Annotated in this window: 18 protein-coding genes; 10 read left to right on the top strand and 8 right to left on the bottom strand. The window is 63.0% G+C overall.

Translation table 11 applies throughout. The annotated features are described in order from the left end of the window. The first annotated feature begins 162 nt into the window (after positions 1 to 162). The 8 genes from metK (at position 163) to ruvX (ending at position 6,232) form a co-directional block, all read left to right on the top strand. A complete protein-coding gene (metK, locus tag AN401_RS05310) occupies positions 163 to 1,320 on the top strand; it encodes a methionine adenosyltransferase (RefSeq protein ID WP_094038049.1) in 1,158 nt (385 codons plus the stop codon). A 426-nt stretch (positions 1,321 to 1,746) separates the two neighbouring features. After that, positions 1,747 to 2,259 (top strand): SprT family zinc-dependent metalloprotease, encoded by a 513-nt coding sequence (locus AN401_RS05305; RefSeq protein ID WP_094038069.1) that lies wholly within the window; start codon positions 1,747 to 1,749, stop codon positions 2,257 to 2,259. Further along, positions 2,256 to 2,726, top strand: a complete 471-nt coding sequence (locus AN401_RS05300) for a peroxiredoxin (protein ID WP_094038048.1) — start codon at positions 2,256 to 2,258, stop codon at positions 2,724 to 2,726. Before AN401_RS05305 ends, AN401_RS05300 begins: the two co-directional genes overlap by 4 nt. 172 nt (positions 2,727 to 2,898) lie before the next feature. Then, positions 2,899 to 3,546, top strand: a complete 648-nt coding sequence (locus tag AN401_RS05295; protein WP_408645770.1) for an endonuclease — start codon at positions 2,899 to 2,901, stop codon at positions 3,544 to 3,546. Continuing rightward, positions 3,524 to 4,255 (top strand): 16S rRNA (uracil(1498)-N(3))-methyltransferase, encoded by a 732-nt coding sequence (gene rsmE, locus AN401_RS05290; protein WP_096778706.1) that lies wholly within the window; start codon positions 3,524 to 3,526, stop codon positions 4,253 to 4,255. Before AN401_RS05295 ends, rsmE begins: the two co-directional genes overlap by 23 nt. Further along, the gene (gene gshB, locus AN401_RS05285; protein ID WP_094038045.1) at positions 4,252 to 5,199 is read left to right on the top strand and encodes a glutathione synthase; all 948 of its coding nucleotides are present in this window, start codon (positions 4,252 to 4,254) and stop codon (positions 5,197 to 5,199) included. The genes rsmE and gshB overlap by 4 nt, the downstream gene beginning before the upstream one ends. Before the next feature lie 65 nt (positions 5,200 to 5,264). Then, positions 5,265 to 5,819, top strand: a complete 555-nt coding sequence (locus AN401_RS05280; RefSeq protein WP_094038044.1) for a YqgE/AlgH family protein — start codon at positions 5,265 to 5,267, stop codon at positions 5,817 to 5,819. Further along, the gene (gene ruvX / locus AN401_RS05275) at positions 5,816 to 6,232 is read left to right on the top strand and encodes a Holliday junction resolvase RuvX (protein ID WP_094038043.1); all 417 of its coding nucleotides are present in this window, start codon (positions 5,816 to 5,818) and stop codon (positions 6,230 to 6,232) included. Before AN401_RS05280 ends, ruvX begins: the two co-directional genes overlap by 4 nt. 198 nt (positions 6,233 to 6,430) lie before the next feature. On the opposite strand, the gene AN401_RS05265 is transcribed toward ruvX, so the two are convergent. The 8 genes from AN401_RS05265 to AN401_RS05230 all read right to left on the bottom strand — a co-directional run bounded on the left by AN401_RS05265 (position 6,431) and on the right by AN401_RS05230 (position 15,380). Then, positions 6,431 to 6,634 carry a cold-shock protein gene (locus AN401_RS05265; protein WP_094038042.1) on the bottom strand — a complete coding sequence of 68 codons (204 nt, stop codon included), beginning with the start codon at positions 6,632 to 6,634 and terminating at the stop codon, positions 6,431 to 6,433. Between the two features lie 272 nt (positions 6,635 to 6,906). Further along, the gene (carB, locus tag AN401_RS05260) at positions 6,907 to 10,134 is read right to left on the bottom strand and encodes a carbamoyl-phosphate synthase large subunit (protein ID WP_094038041.1); all 3,228 of its coding nucleotides are present in this window, start codon (positions 10,132 to 10,134) and stop codon (positions 6,907 to 6,909) included. A 19-nt stretch (positions 10,135 to 10,153) separates the two neighbouring features. Beyond that, positions 10,154 to 11,290, bottom strand: a complete 1,137-nt coding sequence (gene carA / locus AN401_RS05255) for a glutamine-hydrolyzing carbamoyl-phosphate synthase small subunit (protein ID WP_096778704.1) — start codon at positions 11,288 to 11,290, stop codon at positions 10,154 to 10,156. Between the two features lie 418 nt (positions 11,291 to 11,708). Next, the gene (gene dapB / locus AN401_RS05250) at positions 11,709 to 12,521 is read right to left on the bottom strand and encodes a 4-hydroxy-tetrahydrodipicolinate reductase (protein ID WP_096778703.1); all 813 of its coding nucleotides are present in this window, start codon (positions 12,519 to 12,521) and stop codon (positions 11,709 to 11,711) included. 128 nt (positions 12,522 to 12,649) lie between these two features. Next, complete coding sequence (locus AN401_RS05245; protein ID WP_094038038.1) at positions 12,650 to 13,261, bottom strand: FKBP-type peptidyl-prolyl cis-trans isomerase; 612 nt, start codon at positions 13,259 to 13,261, stop codon at positions 12,650 to 12,652. A 51-nt stretch (positions 13,262 to 13,312) separates the two neighbouring features. Further along, entirely contained in the window at positions 13,313 to 14,233 is a 921-nt protein-coding gene (locus AN401_RS05240; RefSeq protein WP_096778702.1) for an ROK family protein, read from the bottom strand. An 8-nt stretch (positions 14,234 to 14,241) separates the two neighbouring features. Further along, the gene (locus AN401_RS05235) at positions 14,242 to 15,033 is read right to left on the bottom strand and encodes a M48 family metallopeptidase (protein WP_232513391.1); all 792 of its coding nucleotides are present in this window, start codon (positions 15,031 to 15,033) and stop codon (positions 14,242 to 14,244) included. An 86-nt stretch (positions 15,034 to 15,119) separates the two neighbouring features. Then, positions 15,120 to 15,380 carry a helix-turn-helix domain-containing protein gene (locus AN401_RS05230; RefSeq protein WP_094038036.1) on the bottom strand — a complete coding sequence of 87 codons (261 nt, stop codon included), beginning with the start codon at positions 15,378 to 15,380 and terminating at the stop codon, positions 15,120 to 15,122. A 396-nt stretch (positions 15,381 to 15,776) separates the two neighbouring features. On the opposite strand from AN401_RS05230, the gene AN401_RS05225 reads away from it, so the two are divergent. Both AN401_RS05225 and AN401_RS05220 read left to right on the top strand, forming a co-directional pair. After that, positions 15,777 to 16,730: an OmpA family protein gene (locus AN401_RS05225; RefSeq protein ID WP_096778701.1), complete on the top strand. Its 954-nt coding sequence runs from the start codon at positions 15,777 to 15,779 to the stop codon at positions 16,728 to 16,730. A gap of 108 nt (positions 16,731 to 16,838) precedes the next feature. Continuing rightward, complete coding sequence (locus AN401_RS05220) at positions 16,839 to 17,297, top strand: YchJ family protein (RefSeq protein WP_096778700.1); 459 nt, start codon at positions 16,839 to 16,841, stop codon at positions 17,295 to 17,297. Positions 17,298 to 17,306 lie beyond the last annotated feature (9 nt).

The raw sequence follows: 17,306 nt of genomic DNA, 5'->3' as shown, positions 1-17,306 counted from the left end.
GAGGGCGCAAATTATTCTCCCCCGCCGGGGTGGCCCGCCCCGGCACATTTTGCTGGCAATCGGCAAGGCGCCTCACTAGAATAGCCATCCAGATGTTAATACCGCTATGTTGGCGGTATCATGACAGCGACAGATTAATTCAAGTTTAGGAACCGAAGCATAATGGCCAGACTGTTTACCTCCGAGTCCGTATCCGAAGGTCATCCGGACAAGATTGCCGACCAGATCTCCGATGCGGTGCTCGACGCCATCATCAAGCAGGATCCCAAGGCGCGGGTCGCCTGCGAAACCTACGTCAAGACCGGCATGGTGATCGTGGGTGGCGAAATCTCCACCAGCGCCTGGGTCGACATCGAAGAGCTGGCCCGCCGCACCGTGCGCGATATCGGCTACACCAGCTCCGACATGGGCTTCGACGGTGACAGCTGCGCCGTGCTCAACGCCATCGGCAAGCAGTCCCCGGATATCGCCATGGGCGTGGATCGGGAAGGGGACGACCCTTACGCCCAGGGGGCCGGTGACCAGGGCCTGATGTTCGGCTACGCCTCCAACGAAACCGAAGTGCTGATGCCCGCCCCCATCACCTACGCCCACCGTCTGGTCAAGCGCCAGGCCCATGTGCGCAAGGCCAAGGAGCTGCCCTGGCTGCGCCCGGACGCCAAGTCCCAGGTGACCTTCGTCTATGAAGACGGCAAGCCGGTGGCCATCGACGCCGTGGTGCTGTCCACCCAGCACGGCCCCGACATCGACCAGGCCACCCTGCGCGAAGCGGTGATGGAGCTGATCATCAAGCCGGTACTGCCCGCCGAGTGGCTGACCAGCAAGACCAAGTACTTCATCAACCCCACCGGCCAGTTCATCATCGGCGGCCCCATGGGCGACTGCGGCCTGACCGGGCGCAAGATCATCGTCGACACCTACGGCGGCATGGCCCGCCACGGCGGCGGCGCCTTCTCCGGCAAGGATCCGTCCAAGGTGGACCGCTCCGCCGCCTACGCCGCCCGCTACGTGGCCAAAAACATCGTCGCCGCCGGCCTGGCCGATCGCTGCGAGATCCAGGTGTCCTACGCCATCGGCGTGGCTGAGCCCACCTCCATCAGCGTGGAAACCTTCGGCACCGGCAAAGTGGCCGAGGAGCTTATCGACGCCCTGGTGCGCGAGCACTTTGATCTGCGCCCCTATGGCCTGATCCAGATGCTGGATCTGAACCGGCCCATCTACCAGGCCACCGCCGCCTACGGCCACTTCGGTCGGGAGGAGTTCCCCTGGGAAGCCACCGACAAGGCCGAGCTGCTGCGCGACGCCGCCGGCCTCAAATAACCACCCGAGGGGAAGCGCAGGCTTCCCCTCCGACTGCTGACAAAGCTTCGGGCTTATTCAGAAGGCAACACCCATGCCAAAACAGGCGGTCAAAGGGAGCGGCTCCGCCGACCGTCACCTGCCAGGGATGGCAGGTGCGAGCCTACATGGGGTGAGCTTGTCTCGCCGTGACGAGCGGTTTCGGCCTGACCGAACATCCAGTGAATGTTCGCAGCAGGCTGAAACGGCGAGTGTCATCTCTTGCAGCGTGTCGGCGGAGTTGGCCCTTTGGCCGACTCATCCCTGTGAAGCAGACAACGTTGTCATCAAGCGGAGGGGAAGCGCAGGCTTCCCCTTTGCTTATCCTTATGAGCAGCCGTCTGTCAGTTTTGAGCCAAGTGGTCCAAGGGACACTTATCGGCTAACGTCTTGCGTGTTTCCATCGCCATGAGCCAACCCAGTGACACCCTGTGCCAGCAGGTGAGGGACAGAGTCGACCAGTGCCTGGCCCTGGCCGGGCAGCGGCTGGGACAGGATTTTCCCGCGCCCCGGGTGCGCTTCGATCAACGCGGCCGCATCGCCGGCTCCGCCTGGCTGGAACGCGGGGAGCTGCGCTTCAACCCGGTGCTGCTGGCCGACAACGCCGTCGATTTCCTCACCGAAATCGTGCCCCACGAAGTGGCCCACCTGGTGGTGTTTCACCGCTTCGGCAAGGTCCGCCCCCATGGCGCCGAGTGGCAAGCCGTGATGCGCGATGTCTTCGGGCTCGAACCGAGGACCCGCCACCGCTTGAATACCGCCAAGGTGGCCCCCACCTTCCCTTACGACTGCGGCTGTCGTCTGCACCAGCTGAGCCTGCGCCGCCACAACAGCATCCGGCGCGGCAAACAGCGTTACCTGTGCATGCACTGCGGCCAGTTGCTCAAACCCCATCTCCCCACCAGAAGGAAAAACCCATGATCCAGATTGGCGACCGCCTGCCCGAGCAGGAATTCACCTTTATCACCGAGGCCGGCAAACACACCGCCACCAGCGCCGAACTGTTCGGCGGCAAAAAGGTGGTGATCTTCGCCGTGCCCGGCGCCTTCACACCCACCTGCTCCCAGGCCCATCTGCCCGGCTTCGTGGTGCTGGCCGACCAGTTCAGGCAGAAAGGCGTCGAGCTGTACTGCCTGTCGGTCAACGACGCTTTCGTGATGCGCGCCTGGCAGCAGGCCCAGAATGCCGAGGCCATCACCATGCTGGCCGACGGCGCCGGCCACTTCACCCTGGCCCTGGGGCTCGACAAGGACACCGGCGACTTCGGCGGCCTGCGCGCCCAGCGCTTCGCCCTGCTGGCCGAAGACGGGGTGGTCACCGCCCTGCAGGTGGAAGCCCCGGGCAAGTTCGAGGTGTCTTCCGCCGAAGCCATGCTGAAGCTGGTGTGAACCACGCCGCACGCCGGGAGACCCGCCCCGGCGTGCGGCACAGGCCGCTCTTTCCCCTGCCCCGTCCCGAGTGATAAGCTTGCCCCGCTGTTACCTAACCAAACAATAACGAGTCGTGCGCTATCTTATTCTGTTACTGGGCCTGAGCTCCTGGCTGGCTTATGCCGACGCTTTGTCTTTCAGCCAGGCCAAACGGGTGGCCACCCGGATTTATGAACAACATCCCGTGTCCTTCTACTGCGGCTGCGAAATCAAACGGGAAGGCAAGAAGCTGGTACCGGAGCTGGACGGCTGCGGTTACCAGGTGCGCAAGCAGCAGGTACGGGCCAGCCGCATCGAGTGGGAGCACATAGTGCCGGCCTGGGAGTTCGGCCATCAGCGCCAGTGCTGGCAAAGCGGCGGCCGCAAGAACTGCACCCGCAGCGACGAGCTGTTCAACCGCATGGAAGGCGATCTGCACAACCTGGTACCGGCCATCGGCGAGGTCAACGGCGATCGCTCCAATTACCGCTTTTCCGAGTGGAACGGCCGGCCGGATCAATACGGCCAGTGCCGGATGCTGGTAGACTTCAAGGGTCGTCGGGCCCAGCCGCCGGCAGAAACCCGGGGCGCCATCGCCCGCACCTACCTCTATATGCAGCAGCAGTACCGTCTCGGTATCGCCAAGCAGCAGTTGCGGCTGTTCGAGGCCTGGAACCGCCAGTATCCGGCCAGCGACTGGGAATGCGAGCGGGATCACCGCATCAATGAGGTACAGGGCAACCGCAACCCCTTTGTGAAGGAGCAGTGCGAACACTATGCGTATACCCCGAATCCATGAGCCCGGCCCGCTCGGGCCCGGACTCGAGCTGTCACTCTCGGAGGACGGCGCCAACCACGTGGGCCGGGTGCTGCGAATGCAGCCGGGCCAGGCGCTGGTACTGTTCAACGGCGCAGGCGGCCAGTATCCCGCCGAGATCCTGAGCGCCGACAAGAAATCGGTGCGGGTACGGCTGGGCGACTTCGACGCCACCGAGGCCGAATCGCCGTTGTATTTCCATCTGGGCCAGGTGATCAGCCGGGGTGAGAAGATGGAATTTACCATCCAGAAGTCGGTGGAGCTGGGGGTCAACGTCATCACCCCGCTGTTTTCCAGCCGCTGCGGCGTCAAACTCGGCGGCGAGCGGCTCGACAAGAAGCTCCAGCAGTGGCAGAAGATCGCCATCGCCGCCTGCGAGCAGTGCGGGCGCAACCGCATCCCCGAGATCCGCCCGGCCATGGATCTTTCACACTGGCTGGCGGAAGAAACCACCGAACTCAAGCTCAACCTGCATCCGCGCGCCCACCACAGCGTCAACACCTTGCCGCCGCCGGACAGTGGCGTTAGGCTGCTGGTAGGCCCCGAAGGCGGGCTTTCCGACGAGGAAATCGAGCAGGCCCGCGCCAGGGGCTTCGTCGATATCCTGCTCGGCCCCCGGGTACTGCGCACCGAAACCGCGGCCCTGACCGCCATCACCGCCCTGCAATGCCGTTTTGGAGATCTCGCATGACCATCAAGTTGGGAATAGTGATGGACCCCATCCAGTCCATCAACATCAAAAAAGACACCAGTTTCGCCATGCTGCTGGAAGCCCAGCGCCGGGGCTATGAACTCTGGTACATGGAGATGAGCGATCTCAGCCTGCGCGACGGCGAGGCGTTCGGCAACATGGCCCGGTTGTCGGTGAAGGAGGACGCCCGGCAGTGGTTCGCCCTGGCCGAGCCCGAACTCCGCCCCCTGCACAGCCTGGATGTGATCCTGATGCGCAAGGATCCCCCCTTTGACACCGAATATATCTACGCCACCTACCTGCTGGAACGGGCCGAAGGCGAAGGCGTGCTGATCGTCAACAAGCCCCAGAGCCTGCGCGACGCCAACGAGAAGCTCTATACCGCCTGGTTTGCCGAGCACACCCCCAGCACCCTGGTCACCCGCAAGGCCGGCGACATCCGCGCCTTCCACGCCGAGCACAAGGACATTATCCTCAAGCCGCTGGACGGCATGGGCGGCGCCTCCATCTTCCGGGTGAAGGAGGACGATCCCAACCTCGGCGTCATCATCGAGACCCTGACCGAACACGGCCAGCGTTACTGCATGGTGCAGAGCTACCTGCCCGCCATCAAGGACGGCGACAAGCGGGTGCTGGTGGTGGACGGCGAGCCGGTGCCCTACTGCCTGGCCCGTATTCCCCAGGGCGGCGAAACCCGCGGCAACCTGGCCGCCGGCGGCCGGGGCGAGGCCCGTCCCCTGAGCGACAGCGATCGGCGTATCGCCGAGGCCCTGGGCCCGGTGCTCAAGGCCAAGGGCCTGATCTTCGTCGGTCTCGACATCATCGGTGACAAGCTGACCGAGGTGAACGTCACCAGCCCGACCTGTGTGCGCGAGATCGAAGCCGCCTTCCCGGTCAATATTACCGGCATGCTGATGGACGCCATCGAAAAACGACTATCCTGACAATAAGACGCCCTTAATGCCCGGGGCCATTACCACCGCCCCGGGTTCAACCGATACGAGACGCCATGGACTCACTGCAACATCACTTCCTTATCGCCATGCCCAGCCTCAAGGACCCCTTCTTTGCCGGCTCCGTCACCTATATCTGCGAGCACAACGACGACGGCGCCATGGGGCTGGTGATCAACATCCCCATCGATATGAAGGTCCATGAGCTGCTGCACCAGCTGGAGCTGGAGCCGGAAGACAGCCCCAGCCTTGACAGGCCGGTGCTGCAAGGCGGCCCGGTGGCGGCGGATCGGGGCTTCGTGCTGCACAGCCCGGTCGAGGGCTTCAGCTCCAGCCAGCAGTTGGCGGAGGATCTGATGATCACCACCTCCCGCGATGTGCTGGAGGTGCTGGGCACCGAGCAGGAGCCCGAGCACTACCTGGTGGCCCTGGGCTATGCCGGCTGGACCCCGGGCCAGTTGGAGCAGGAACTGGTGGAGAACAGCTGGCTGACCATCCCCGCCGACACCGCCCTTATCTTCGACACTCCCCTGGGCCAGCGCTGGCACCAGGCCATCGGCCGGCTGGGGGTGGACTCGCGCCAGCTGTCCTCCCAGGTGGGCCACGCATGAGCCGGACCCTGCTCGGCTTCGACTACGGCCTGAAGAGCATCGGCGTGGCCGTGGGCCAGGAGATCACCGCCTCGGCCCGGCCGCTGACGGCGCTGAAAGCCAACGACGGCGTGCCCGACTGGAACCAAGTGGAAAGACTGCTCAAGGAATGGCAGCCGGCGCTGCTGGTGGTGGGCTTGCCCCTCAATATGGACGGCACCGAACAGGACATCAGCCGGCGGGCGCGCAAGTTCGCCAACCGGCTGCACGGCCGTTTCGGCCTGGCCGTCGAGCTGCAGGACGAGCGCCTGACCACCACCGACGCCCGCGCCCGGCTGTTCGAGGCCGGCGGCTACAAAGCCCTGGGCAAGGACGCGGTGGACGCGGTCTCGGCCCAGCTGATCCTCGAATCCTGGATGGAAAGCCGGCTATAAGCTGGAAGCTGGAAGCTGGAAGCTGGAAGCTGGAAGCTGGAAGCTGGAAGCTGGAAGCTGGAAGCTGGCATCATGGATGTGCTGTGATCCAGTCTGTCCAGCACCGTTCGCACCAGTAACCGCCTCTCTGTCCCGGTTAGGGGTACAAAAAAACCCGCCGCAGCGGGTTTTTTATGTTCCGGTATTATCCGAAGATAATTACAGAACCTGGATTTGGGACGCCTGCGGGCCCTTGGCACCCTGGGACGGGGTGTAGGAGACCTGCTGGCCTTCGGCCAGGGTCTTGAAACCACTGCCGACGATTTCGGAGAAATGGGCGAACAAATCCTTGCTGCCGTCAGCCGGAGTGATGAAACCAAAACCTTTTGCTTCGTTGAACCATTTTACGGTGCCGTTAGCCATTTTATCTTACCTTTATTTATTTCAATGATGAGCCATGCTCGGCTCGGTAACGCAACAACAATCAAATAAGGGAAGCTTGGTGACTGAAGAACCGCAAAGGAACCAACAATATACAAAGGCCGCGCTGACTTGAAAATCTTGCTGGAGTGCACTCTACGGGAGTCGCGGGGTGGCGTCAAACACTATCGCCAATATCTTTGGATAAATTTTATACAGCAGCAAAAAGGCGCCCGCAGGCGCCTTTTCCATTTCCGATCAGAGAGACCGCCGGCTTACTTGCCGTTGGCCACCCGCTCGTGCATTTCCTGAACCGAAATCACCGAGGCGGTGGCGTCGTGGGCCATGGCCATGACGGTGGCGAAGGCCCCGTTCAGGGTGGTGGTGTAGGACACCTTCTGGCTCAGGGCACCCCGGCGCAGCTGGCGAGAATCCTCGATGGCCTGGCGGCCCTCGGCGGTGTTCACGATATAGCTGTACTCGTTGTTCTTGATCCGATCCAGAATGTGCGGACGACCTTCATGCACCTTGTTCACCAGCCGCGGGTTGATGTTGGCTTCGCCCAGCACCACGGCGGTGCCGTGGGTGGCGTCCAGCTGGTAGCCGGCTTCCAGCAGGCTGGCGGCCAGGTCGACCACCCGCTGCTTATCGCTGTGGCGAACCGACAGCAGGGCGCGGCCTTCCTTCGGCACCGCCTTGCCGGCGCCCAGATGGGCCTTGCCGAAGGCCTCGGCGAAGGTCTCGCCCACGCCCATCACCTCGCCGGTGGAGCGCATTTCCGGCCCCAGCAGCGGATCCACGCCCGGGAACTTGTTGAACGGCAGCACCACTTCCTTGACCGAGTAGTAGGGCGGGATGATCTCTTTGGTCACGCCCTGCTCGGCCAGGGACCTGCCGGCCATCACCCGGGCCGCCACCTTGGCCAGCGGCACACCGGTGGCCTTGGACACGAAGGGCACGGTACGGGCCGCGCGCGGGTTCACCTCGATGAGGTAGATGTCGTTGCCCTTGACCGCGAACTGCACGTTCATCAGGCCGACCACCCCCAGCTCCAGGGCCAGCTTGCGCACCTGTTCGCGCATCTCGTCCTGGATCGCCTTGGAGAGGGTGTAGGGCGGTAGGGAGCAGCCGGAGTCGCCGGAGTGCACGCCGGCCTGTTCGATGTGCTCCATGATGCCGCCGATGACCACGTCCTTGCCGTCGCAGATGGCGTCGATGTCCACCTCGGTGGCATCATCCAGGAAGCGATCCAGCAGCACCGGCGACTCGTTGGACACACTCACCGCCTCGTTGAAGTAACGGCGCAGATCCTGCTCGTCGTAGACGATTTCCATGGCCCGGCCGCCCAGCACGTAAGAGGGGCGCACCACCAGCGGGTAGCCGATTTTCTCGGCCAGGGACACGGCCTGCTCCAGGGCGGTCACGGTGGCGTTCTGGGGCTGCTTGAGGCCCAGACGCTCCACCGCCTGCTGGAACCGTTCCCGGTCCTCGGCCCGGTCGATGGCGTCCGGGCTGGTGCCGATCACCGGCACACCGGCGGCTTCCAGGGCGCGGGCCAGTTTCAGCGGGGTCTGGCCGCCATACTGGACGATCACGCCCTTGGGCTGCTCGACCCGCACGATTTCCAGCACGTCCTCCAGGGTCACTGGCTCGAAGTAGAGGCGGTCAGAGGTGTCGTAGTCGGTGGACACGGTTTCCGGGTTGCAGTTGACCATGATGGTCTCGAACCCGTCCTCGCGCAGGGCCAGGGCCGCGTGCACGCAGCAGTAGTCGAACTCGATGCCCTGGCCGATGCGGTTGGGGCCGCCCCCCAGGACGATGATCTTGTCCTTGTCGGTGGGGTTGGCCTCGCACTCCTCGTCGTAACTGGAGTACATGTAGGCGGTATTGGTGGCGAACTCGGCGGCGCAGGTGTCCACCCGCTTGTACACCGGGAAGATCTCGTGGCGGTGGCGCAGCTTGCGCACCTCGCCCTCGCTCACGCCCAGCAGCTTGCCCAGACGCGCATCGGCAAAGCCCTTGCGCTTGAGCGCCCGCAGGAATTCGGGGGTCAGGCCGGCAAACCCGCCTTCCTTGACCTGCTCTTCCAGCTTGATCAGCTCTTCGATCTGCACCAGGAACCAGCGGTCGACATTGGTCAGCTTGAACACGCCGTCCACGCTCATGCCGGCCCGGAAGGCATCGGCGATGTACCAGATCCGCTCGGCGCCGGGCTCCTGCAGCTCGTGGCGGATGCGGGCCAGGCTCTCGGGATCGTTCAGGTCGACGATGGGATCGAAACCGTGCATGCCGGTCTCCAGGCCACGCAGGGCTTTCTGCACCGACTCCTGGAAGTTGCGGCCGATGGCCATCACCTCGCCCACCGACTTCATCTGGGTGGTCAGGCGGTCGTTGGCGCCGGCGAACTTCTCGAAGTTGAAGCGCGGCACCTTGGTGACCACGTAGTCGATGGCCGGCTCGAACGAAGCCGGGGTCAGGCCGCCGGTGATGTCGTTCTGCAGCTCGTCCAGGGTGTAGCCGATGGCCAGCTTGGCCGCCACCTTGGCGATGGGGAAGCCGGTGGCCTTGGAGGCCAGGGCGGAGGAGCGGGACACCCGCGGGTTCATCTCGATGATGACCATGCGGCCATCCTTGGGATTGATGCCGAACTGGACGTTGGAGCCGCCGGTTTCCACCCCGATCTCGCGCAATACCGCCATGGAGGCGTTGCGCATCAGCTGGTATTCCTTGTCGGTCAGGGTCTGGGCCGGCGCAACGGTGATGGAGTCGCCGGTGTGCACGCCCATGGCGTCGAAGTTCTCGATGGCGCAGACGATGATGCAGTTGTCGTTGCGATCCCGCACCACTTCCATCTCGTACTCTTTCCAGCCGATCAGGGACTCGTCGATGAGCAGCTCATTGGTGGGCGACAGATCCAGGCCGCGGGTACAGATCTCCTCGAACTCTTCCCGGTTGTAGGCGATACCGCCGCCGGTACCGCCCATGGTGAAGCTGGGGCGGATGATGCAGGGGAAGCCCACCTGATCCAGCACCCCGTAGGCTTCTTCCATGTTGTGGGCGATGCCGGCGCGGGGGCACTCCAGGCCGATGCTCTTCATCGCCTGATCGAAGCGGTAACGGTCTTCCGCCTTGTCGATGGCGTCGGCGGTGGCGCCGATCATCTCCACTCCGAACTCGGCCAGTACGCCGTGCTTTTCCAGCTCCAGGGCGCAGTTGAGCGCGGTCTGGCCACCCATGGTGGGCAGCACCGCGTCGGGGCGCTCCTTCTCGATGATGCGACGCACCACTTCCCAGTGGATGGGTTCGATGTAGGTGGCGTCGGCCATCTCCGGATCGGTCATGATGGTGGCCGGGTTGGAGTTGACCAGGATGACGCGGTAGCCTTCTTCCCGCAGGGCCTTGCAGGCCTGGGCGCCGGAGTAGTCGAATTCACAGGCCTGACCGATCACGATGGGGCCAGCGCCCAGGATCAGAATGCTCTGTATGTCTGTACGTTTTGGCATGACTCTTCCCTACTCCTAATTACGCGCGGTACTGCTTAATCAAATCGATAAAATGGTCGAACAGGTCGGCGGCTTCGTGCGGACCCGGGCTCGCTTCGGGGTGGCCCTGGAAGCTGAACGCCGGCCTGTCGGTGCGGTGGATCCCCTGCAGGGAGCCGTCGAACAGCGACTTGTGGGTCACCCGCACATGGGCCGGCAGGGTGTCTTCGTCCACCGCGAAGCCGTGGTTCTGGCTGGTGATCATCACCACGCCCTTGTCCAGATCCTTGACCGGGTGGTTGGCACCGTGGTGGCCGAACTTCATCTTCACGGTCTTGGCACCGCTGGCCAGGCCGAGCAGCTGGTGGCCCAGGCAGATGCCGAACACCGGAATATCGGTCTCGAGGAAGGTCTTGATGGCACTGATGGCGTAATCGCAGGGCTCGGGATCGCCGGGACCGTTGGACAGGAAGATGCCGTCCGGCTTCATGGCCAGCACCTCGGCGGCCGATGTCTGGGCCGGCACCACGGTCAGGCGGCAGCCGCGGTCGACCAGCATGCGCAGGATATTGCGCTTGACGCCGTAGTCGTAGGCCACCACGTGGTAGGGCAGCTCGCTCTCGGCCGGCTGGCTGTGGCCCTGGCCCAGGGTCCAGCTGCCTTCACGCCAGGGATAGGGCTCGCGGGTGGTCACTTCCTTGGCGAGATCCATGCCCTTGAGGCCGGGAAACGCCTTGGCTTCGGCCAGGGCGCGGGCTTCGTCCAGCTCGGGGCCGGCGATGATGCAACCGGCCTGGGCGCCTTTCTCGCGCAGGAGTCGGGTCAGCTTGCGGGTATCGATATCGGCAATACCCACTATGTTATGGGCCTTGAGGTAGTCGGACAGGGAACGCTGGTTGCGGAAGTTGGAGGCGACGAGGGGGAGATCGCGGATGATCAATCCCTGGGCATGGACCCGATCGGACTCTTCATCTTCGGCGTTAGTGCCGGTATTGCCTATATGAGGATAAGTAAGCGTAACGATCTGGCGGGAATAGGACGGGTCGGTAAGGATTTCCTGGTATCCCGTCATCGACGTATTGAATACCACTTCACCTACGGAACAACCGTCGGCACCGATGGCTGTACCGCGGAAGACCGAGCCATCTTCCAATACGAGCAGCGCTGAGTGAGTCAAGACAACCTCCAAGTTAATTCTTATAAATCAACAATTTACCTGGCTGTCCCGAGCTGCAGACAAAAAAATTTTACTGCATCTCGGCTAATACTGGGCAAATTCTGCGTATTTTATATAAAAGCGCCGTTTTCGACAAACTTTTTTGGCGGCGAGCGCCGCCGGCGGCCGGGCCACCGTCAAATCAAGAATGAAAAGACAAAAAAATCGCTTAAAAACGCAGAATGGATTCACTGGCAACAAAAAATGGGGCATTGCTCCTGTTTCTTGGTCAACACCTTGAAGAATCAAAGAATTGTTCAACTACTTCTTATATAACAACACCTTGCAAAATTTCACATCAAAATAATACCCCAAATCCAGGCCCGGCAACCCGGCAGGAAGCACTGCTCCCGGCTTGCCGGGCTGCATAAGGGACAACTTATTTCAGGTTGAGCACGTCCTGCATGTCGTACAGGCCCGGTTGCTGGCCGGCGATCCAGGCGGCGGCCCGTACGGCGCCATTGGCAAAGGTCAGGCGGTTGGACGCCTTGTGGGTGATCTCCACCCGCTCGCCGATGTCCACGAACATGGCGGTATGTTCGCCCACGATGTCGCCGGCCCGCACGGTGGCGAAGCCGATGGTGTTGCGATCCCGCTCGCCGGTGATGCCTTCCCGGCCATAGACGGCGCACTGCTTCAGATCCCGTCCCAGGGTGTCGGCAATCACCTCGCCCATGCTGAGCGCGGTGCCCGACGGCGCATCCACCTTGAAGCGGTGATGGGCTTCCACAATCTCGATATCGGTGTAGTCTCCCATCACCCTGGCCGCCTGCTCCAGCAGCTTGAACACCAGGTTGACCCCGACACTGTAGTTGGACGCCATCACCATGGCGGTGTCGGCGGCGGCGACGTGGATCTCGGCCTTCTGCGCCTCATCGAAGCCGGTGGTGCCGATCACCAGCCGCTTGCCATGCTGGCGGGCCAGGGCGATATTGGCCAGGGTCGCCTCCGGGCGGGTAAAGTCGATGATGACATCGACCTGGTCGATCACCCTTGCCAGATCGGCGCTAACCATTACCCCCAAACGGCCCACATTGGCCAGCTCACCCGCATCCACGCCCAGTACGCTGGAGCCCGCATGCTCGATGGCGGCGGCCAGGGTAACGCCTTCGGTATTGGTTACGGACTCCACCAGTACCTTGCCCATGCGTCCGTTACAGCCGGCGACGGCGATGCGAACCGGATTTGTCATGCTGTTGTTTCCTTAAAGTATGCGATTAACAAGAATAGCCCGGAGTTTGCCAGATAAGCGCCCGCTTGCAAATTTTCCGTTTGCCCCGGCGCGGGCGTAAAAAAACCGGCGGCTGCCGGTTTTTGCTATCAGGCGATGTCGAGCAACTCGACTTCGAACACCAGGGTGGAGCAGGGCGGGATGGAGCCGGCACCCTGTTCGCCGTAGGCCAGGTGATGGGGCACGTACAACTTCCACTTGGAGCCGACCGGCATCAGTTGCAGGGCTTCGACCCAGCCCTTGATCACGCCGTTGACCGGGAACTGGGCCGGCTCGCCACGCAGTACCGAGCTGTCGAACACGGAGCCGTCGATAAAGGTGCCGTGGTAGTGCACGCGTACGGTGTCGGTGGCGGCGGGCTTGGCGCCCTCGCCCTGGGCCAGCACTTCGTACTGCAGGCCGGAGGCGGTCTGCTCTACTTCGGCACGCTCGCCGTTGGTGGCGAAGAAAGCCGCTTCTTCTTCCCTGGCCTTGGCAAACTGGGCGGACTGCTGCTCCTGCATGCGCTGGGTGATCACCTGGAAGGCACCGTTGATGTCCTCGCGGGACACGGCGAACTCCACCCCGCCGAGGGCGTCGGCCAGGCCTTGCTGTACGGCGGACACATCCAGCCCTTCGAATGATTGCTGGCTCAGTTGATCACCGATTTGACGACCGATACCGTAGCTGGCCTTCTGCTCTACTGTCTCATATGACGACATGCCATTCCCTCTGTTTGGGTACAAAAAAGCCATGCTAACAAAATAAGCCGGTCAGCTAAATGGCAAGGCGACGTGCCTGGCCAATAATGCGGCACCCCGCACGCCGCCGGCACCGCCGAAGGCCGGCGGCCGCACCGGCGCCGGCTTGACGCCCGCCATCAGCCAGGCCGGCAGGCGCGGGCCGAGTTCCCGGTAGAGCCAGGAGGATTCCCCGAGGCCGCCACCGATCACCACGGCGTCCGGATCGAGCTGGGTCATCAGGATCCCCAGGCCGGCGGCGAGGATATCCAGGTACAGGGAAACACAGCGCCGGGCCGTGGCCTCCCCCTGCCGCCAGGCCTCAATCACCGCCTTGCCGGGCAGCTCTCGCCCGCTGCAATGGCCATAGAGCCGGCTCAGGCCGGTGCCGGATACATAGGTCTCGAGACAGCCCTGCAGGCCGCAGCCGCAGGCGAACAGCGGCAGCTCGGGATGGCGCCGGAGCAGCGTTGCCGGAATGCCGCCGTGGCCGAACTCGCCGCTGCCGCCGCGACGGCTGTTGACCAGGCGCCCCCGGTGGATAAGGGCGCCGCCGACCCCGGTGCCCAGGGTCAGCCCCAGGGCCAGCTCGGTCCCGGCCACCGCGCCCTGGTGATATTCGGACAACAGAAAGCAGTTGGCGTCGTTGTCCGCCTGGACCGGACGCCCCAACAGGCGCTGCAGGTCCCCGCCCAGATCACGGCCGTGGATCACCGGCACATTGGGTGCCAGCAGGCGCCCTTCCCCATCGAGAATACCGGGAAAGCCGACGCCGACGCTGCCCACGCCCTGCCAGCGGCTGTCCGCCGCCGATACCAGGGAAGACAGCAGTCGCAGAAATGCCGGGTAATCCTGGTGCGGGGTAGGATGCAAGGCGCGCTCCCGCTCGTTCAGGGACTCATCGAAGACGGCGAATACCACCTTGCTGCCGCCGATGTCGAAACCGTAATACATGACGCTCCCTAGCGGCGGCAGGCCGGGGTCTTGCCCTGGGCCCTGGCCTGCTGGTACAGGGCCAGGGCATTGGGCATGGCTGCATTCAATTCCTGGGTCCGGGTACCGTGGGAGGGGTGGGTAGACAGCAGTTCCGGCGGTTGCTGCCCGGAGGACGCAGCCGACATATTGCGCCAGAGCGCGATGGAAGCCTGGGGATCGAAACCGGCCCTGGCCATCAGCTCCAGTCCCAGCCGATCGGCCTCGCTTTCCTGCTCGCGCCCATAGGGCAGCAGGTAACCCACCTGTACTCCCAGGCCCAGGGCGGCCATGGCCGGCTCGCGCAGGCCGGACTGGCCCAGGGCCATGTCGGCGGCACTCAGCCCGAGGTTGCTGAGCTGGGTGCGTGATACCCGCTCGTTGCTGTGGCGGGCCAGGACATGGGCGATTTCGTGGCCGACCACTGCCGCCACCTGATCCTGATCCCTGGCCACCTTGAGCAGGCCGCTATACACTCCGATCTTGCCGCCGGGCAAGGCGAAAGCGTTGATCTGGGGGGAGTCGAACACCACCACTTCCCATTGGTGCTGGCCGAAAACGGGCGGCAGCTCGGCCACCAGCTGGTTACTGATGCACTGCACATAGGCGGTATCGGCCCGGTTGCCGCTGACCTTTTCCTGCTCCTTGATCTGGGCAAAAGACGACTCTCCCAGCCTGGCCATGTCATTCTCGGAAAACAGCAGCACCTGGCTGCGCCCGGTGGGCGACTGGGCGCAACCCAACAGGGCACCACATACTAGAAGGGCAACAATTGAACGCACGGTGACAACCTCATTTACGGACAATGGATCAGGTCCGCTCTTTTAGCACAAAGCAGGCCTGGAGGGCAGCCTGCTCGGCACTGCCTTCAGAGGTCCTGTTCGGGGCTTACCTGGCCGGCGCTCTCCATCGTCTTGTCCGACAGCAGCCAGAGGGTGAACTTGTGCAGTTCGGGATGCTGGGCCAGGGCGACCAGAAAAGCCCCTCCTACTTCCCGATAACCCAGTTCGTAATTCTTGAGGGTAGTGGGAGGTACCTGGAGCAGCTCAGCGAACTTGGGACGGCTGAGCCCCATCGCCTCGCGGATTTGCCGGATTTTTTTTCCGACCAGACTGGTGTCAGGATTCATAACCTTGCTACTCCTATCGACAATTCCCGATAACAACCGGTACAACTTTATATTAGTTTAACACCGGTGAAGAGACTCGTTATGAACTGGTCAATCTTTGACAAAAATAATTTTAGAAAAGACTCATATAAGACCCTATCTCGGCCGCACTCTGCTCACCCGAAATGCAAAAGCTGCGACAAATTTAGCCCGGCCACCTGCCGCCCAGCTTGTGAGGCAGGTCAAAAACCGCTAATCTTGGTGTCGTGCGGGTACACTTATTGGGATATTGGAGTCCTGCCGGACAGTCCCTAAACAACTAAAATATCAAAGGACTTCCCGCACAGCACTGGTCCTGTTGACCGGTGTTACCTTTATTTCGGCACCGCCGAGTTCTCATAAAATGAGGAAGACAAAATGAAAAAGACAGTGGCTCCTTCTCTGATTTCTATCGCGCTGGCAACCGCCGGCATCTCTTCCGCCGTACAGGCCAACGACTGGTATCTGGGTGCCGGCGCCGGTTACGCCAACTATGAAGACATCGACAGCCACATCGCTGACGCCGATGAAGATGCCGAAGCGGTCACCATGTTCGGTGGTTACAACTTCAACCAGTACTTTGGCGCCGAGCTGGGCTTCAATCACTTTGGTGGTGACGCCGATGCCAAGGCACTGAACCTGTCCGCTATCGGTCGTCTGCCCCTGAACAACCAGTTTTCCGTGTTCGGCGAGCTGGGTGCCCTGGGTTGGGATGTTGACACTGCCCACGGTGACCGTGGCGTCTCCCCCCTGGCCGGCCTGGGTCTGACCTACCGCGTTTCCGATCTGGTGGATGTACAGGCCCGTTACCGCCGCATCGAAGACATGGGCGACCTGTCCAAGAACGGTTTTGAAACCGACGTCAACAACGTCATGCTGGAACTGGTGCTGCACCCGAACCGCGGCACTCCCGCCCCGGCTCCGGTCGCTCCGGTCGCTCCCCAGCCCCAGCCCGAAGTCACCTACGAAACCCGTACCGTGACCGCCGACGGCTCCATCTACTTCGCTTTCGACAAGTCCGATCTGTCCGCCGAGTCCCGCGCGACCCTGGACGAAGTCGCCCGTTTTGCCCAGCAGAACCCCGACTACCAGGTTGAACTGGCCGGTTATGCCGACCGTCTGGGTACCGCCGAGTACAACCGTCGCCTGTCCGAGCGCCGCGCCATGGCCGCCAAGGATTACCTGATCCAGCGCGGCGTGGCCGCCCAGAACATCCAGACCGCCTGGTACGGCAGCGAACTGGCCGAAGGCGTGACCGAAGCCGAGCGTCAGCGCGACCGCCGCGTGGATGCCAAGGCCCAGGCCACCATCCAGGTAGAGATCATCGAGTAATTCCTGCTCTGACGGGATTCGAAAACGGCTCCTCGGAGCCGTTTTTTATTTTTCGCATCCCCTCCCCCCATGGCATACTGAGTTTCTTTGACTTGCGGGTCCATAGCCATGCTTTGCCATTGCGACAGCCAACAGCCGTTCAGCCTCTGCTGCGAGCCCCTGCTGCGGGGCGCCCCGGCGCCGACTCCGCTGGCCCTGATGCGCTCCCGCTACAGCGCCTACCGGCTGGGCCTGGGTGACTACCTGGTGCAGAGCTGGCACCCGGATACCCTGGGCGGACTGACCGCCGGCGAACTGGCCCAAACCGGGCTGGACACCGACTGGCTGGGCCTTGCCATCGTCTTTGCCCGGGGCACCCCCGTCGACGAGGAAGGCGAGGTGGAGTTCAGGGTGCGCTACCGGGACGCCGGCCGGGTGGTGCTGCTGCACGAGCGCTCCCGCTTCCTGCGCCACCAGGGCCGCTGGGTCTATCACTCCGGCCAGTTCAACCCGCCCAAAATCGGCCCCAACCAGCCCTGCCCCTGCGACAGCGGCAAAAAATACAAACAGTGCTGTGGCCGGCGCTGACTCGACCAA

Origin of the sequence: Zobellella denitrificans (genome assembly GCF_002407485.1) — a bacterium.
GTDB lineage: Bacteria > Pseudomonadota > Gammaproteobacteria > Enterobacterales > Aeromonadaceae > Oceanimonas > Oceanimonas denitrificans.
Note: the sequence above shows the minus strand (reverse complement) of the source record. Positions and strands in the feature narration are given on the sequence as shown.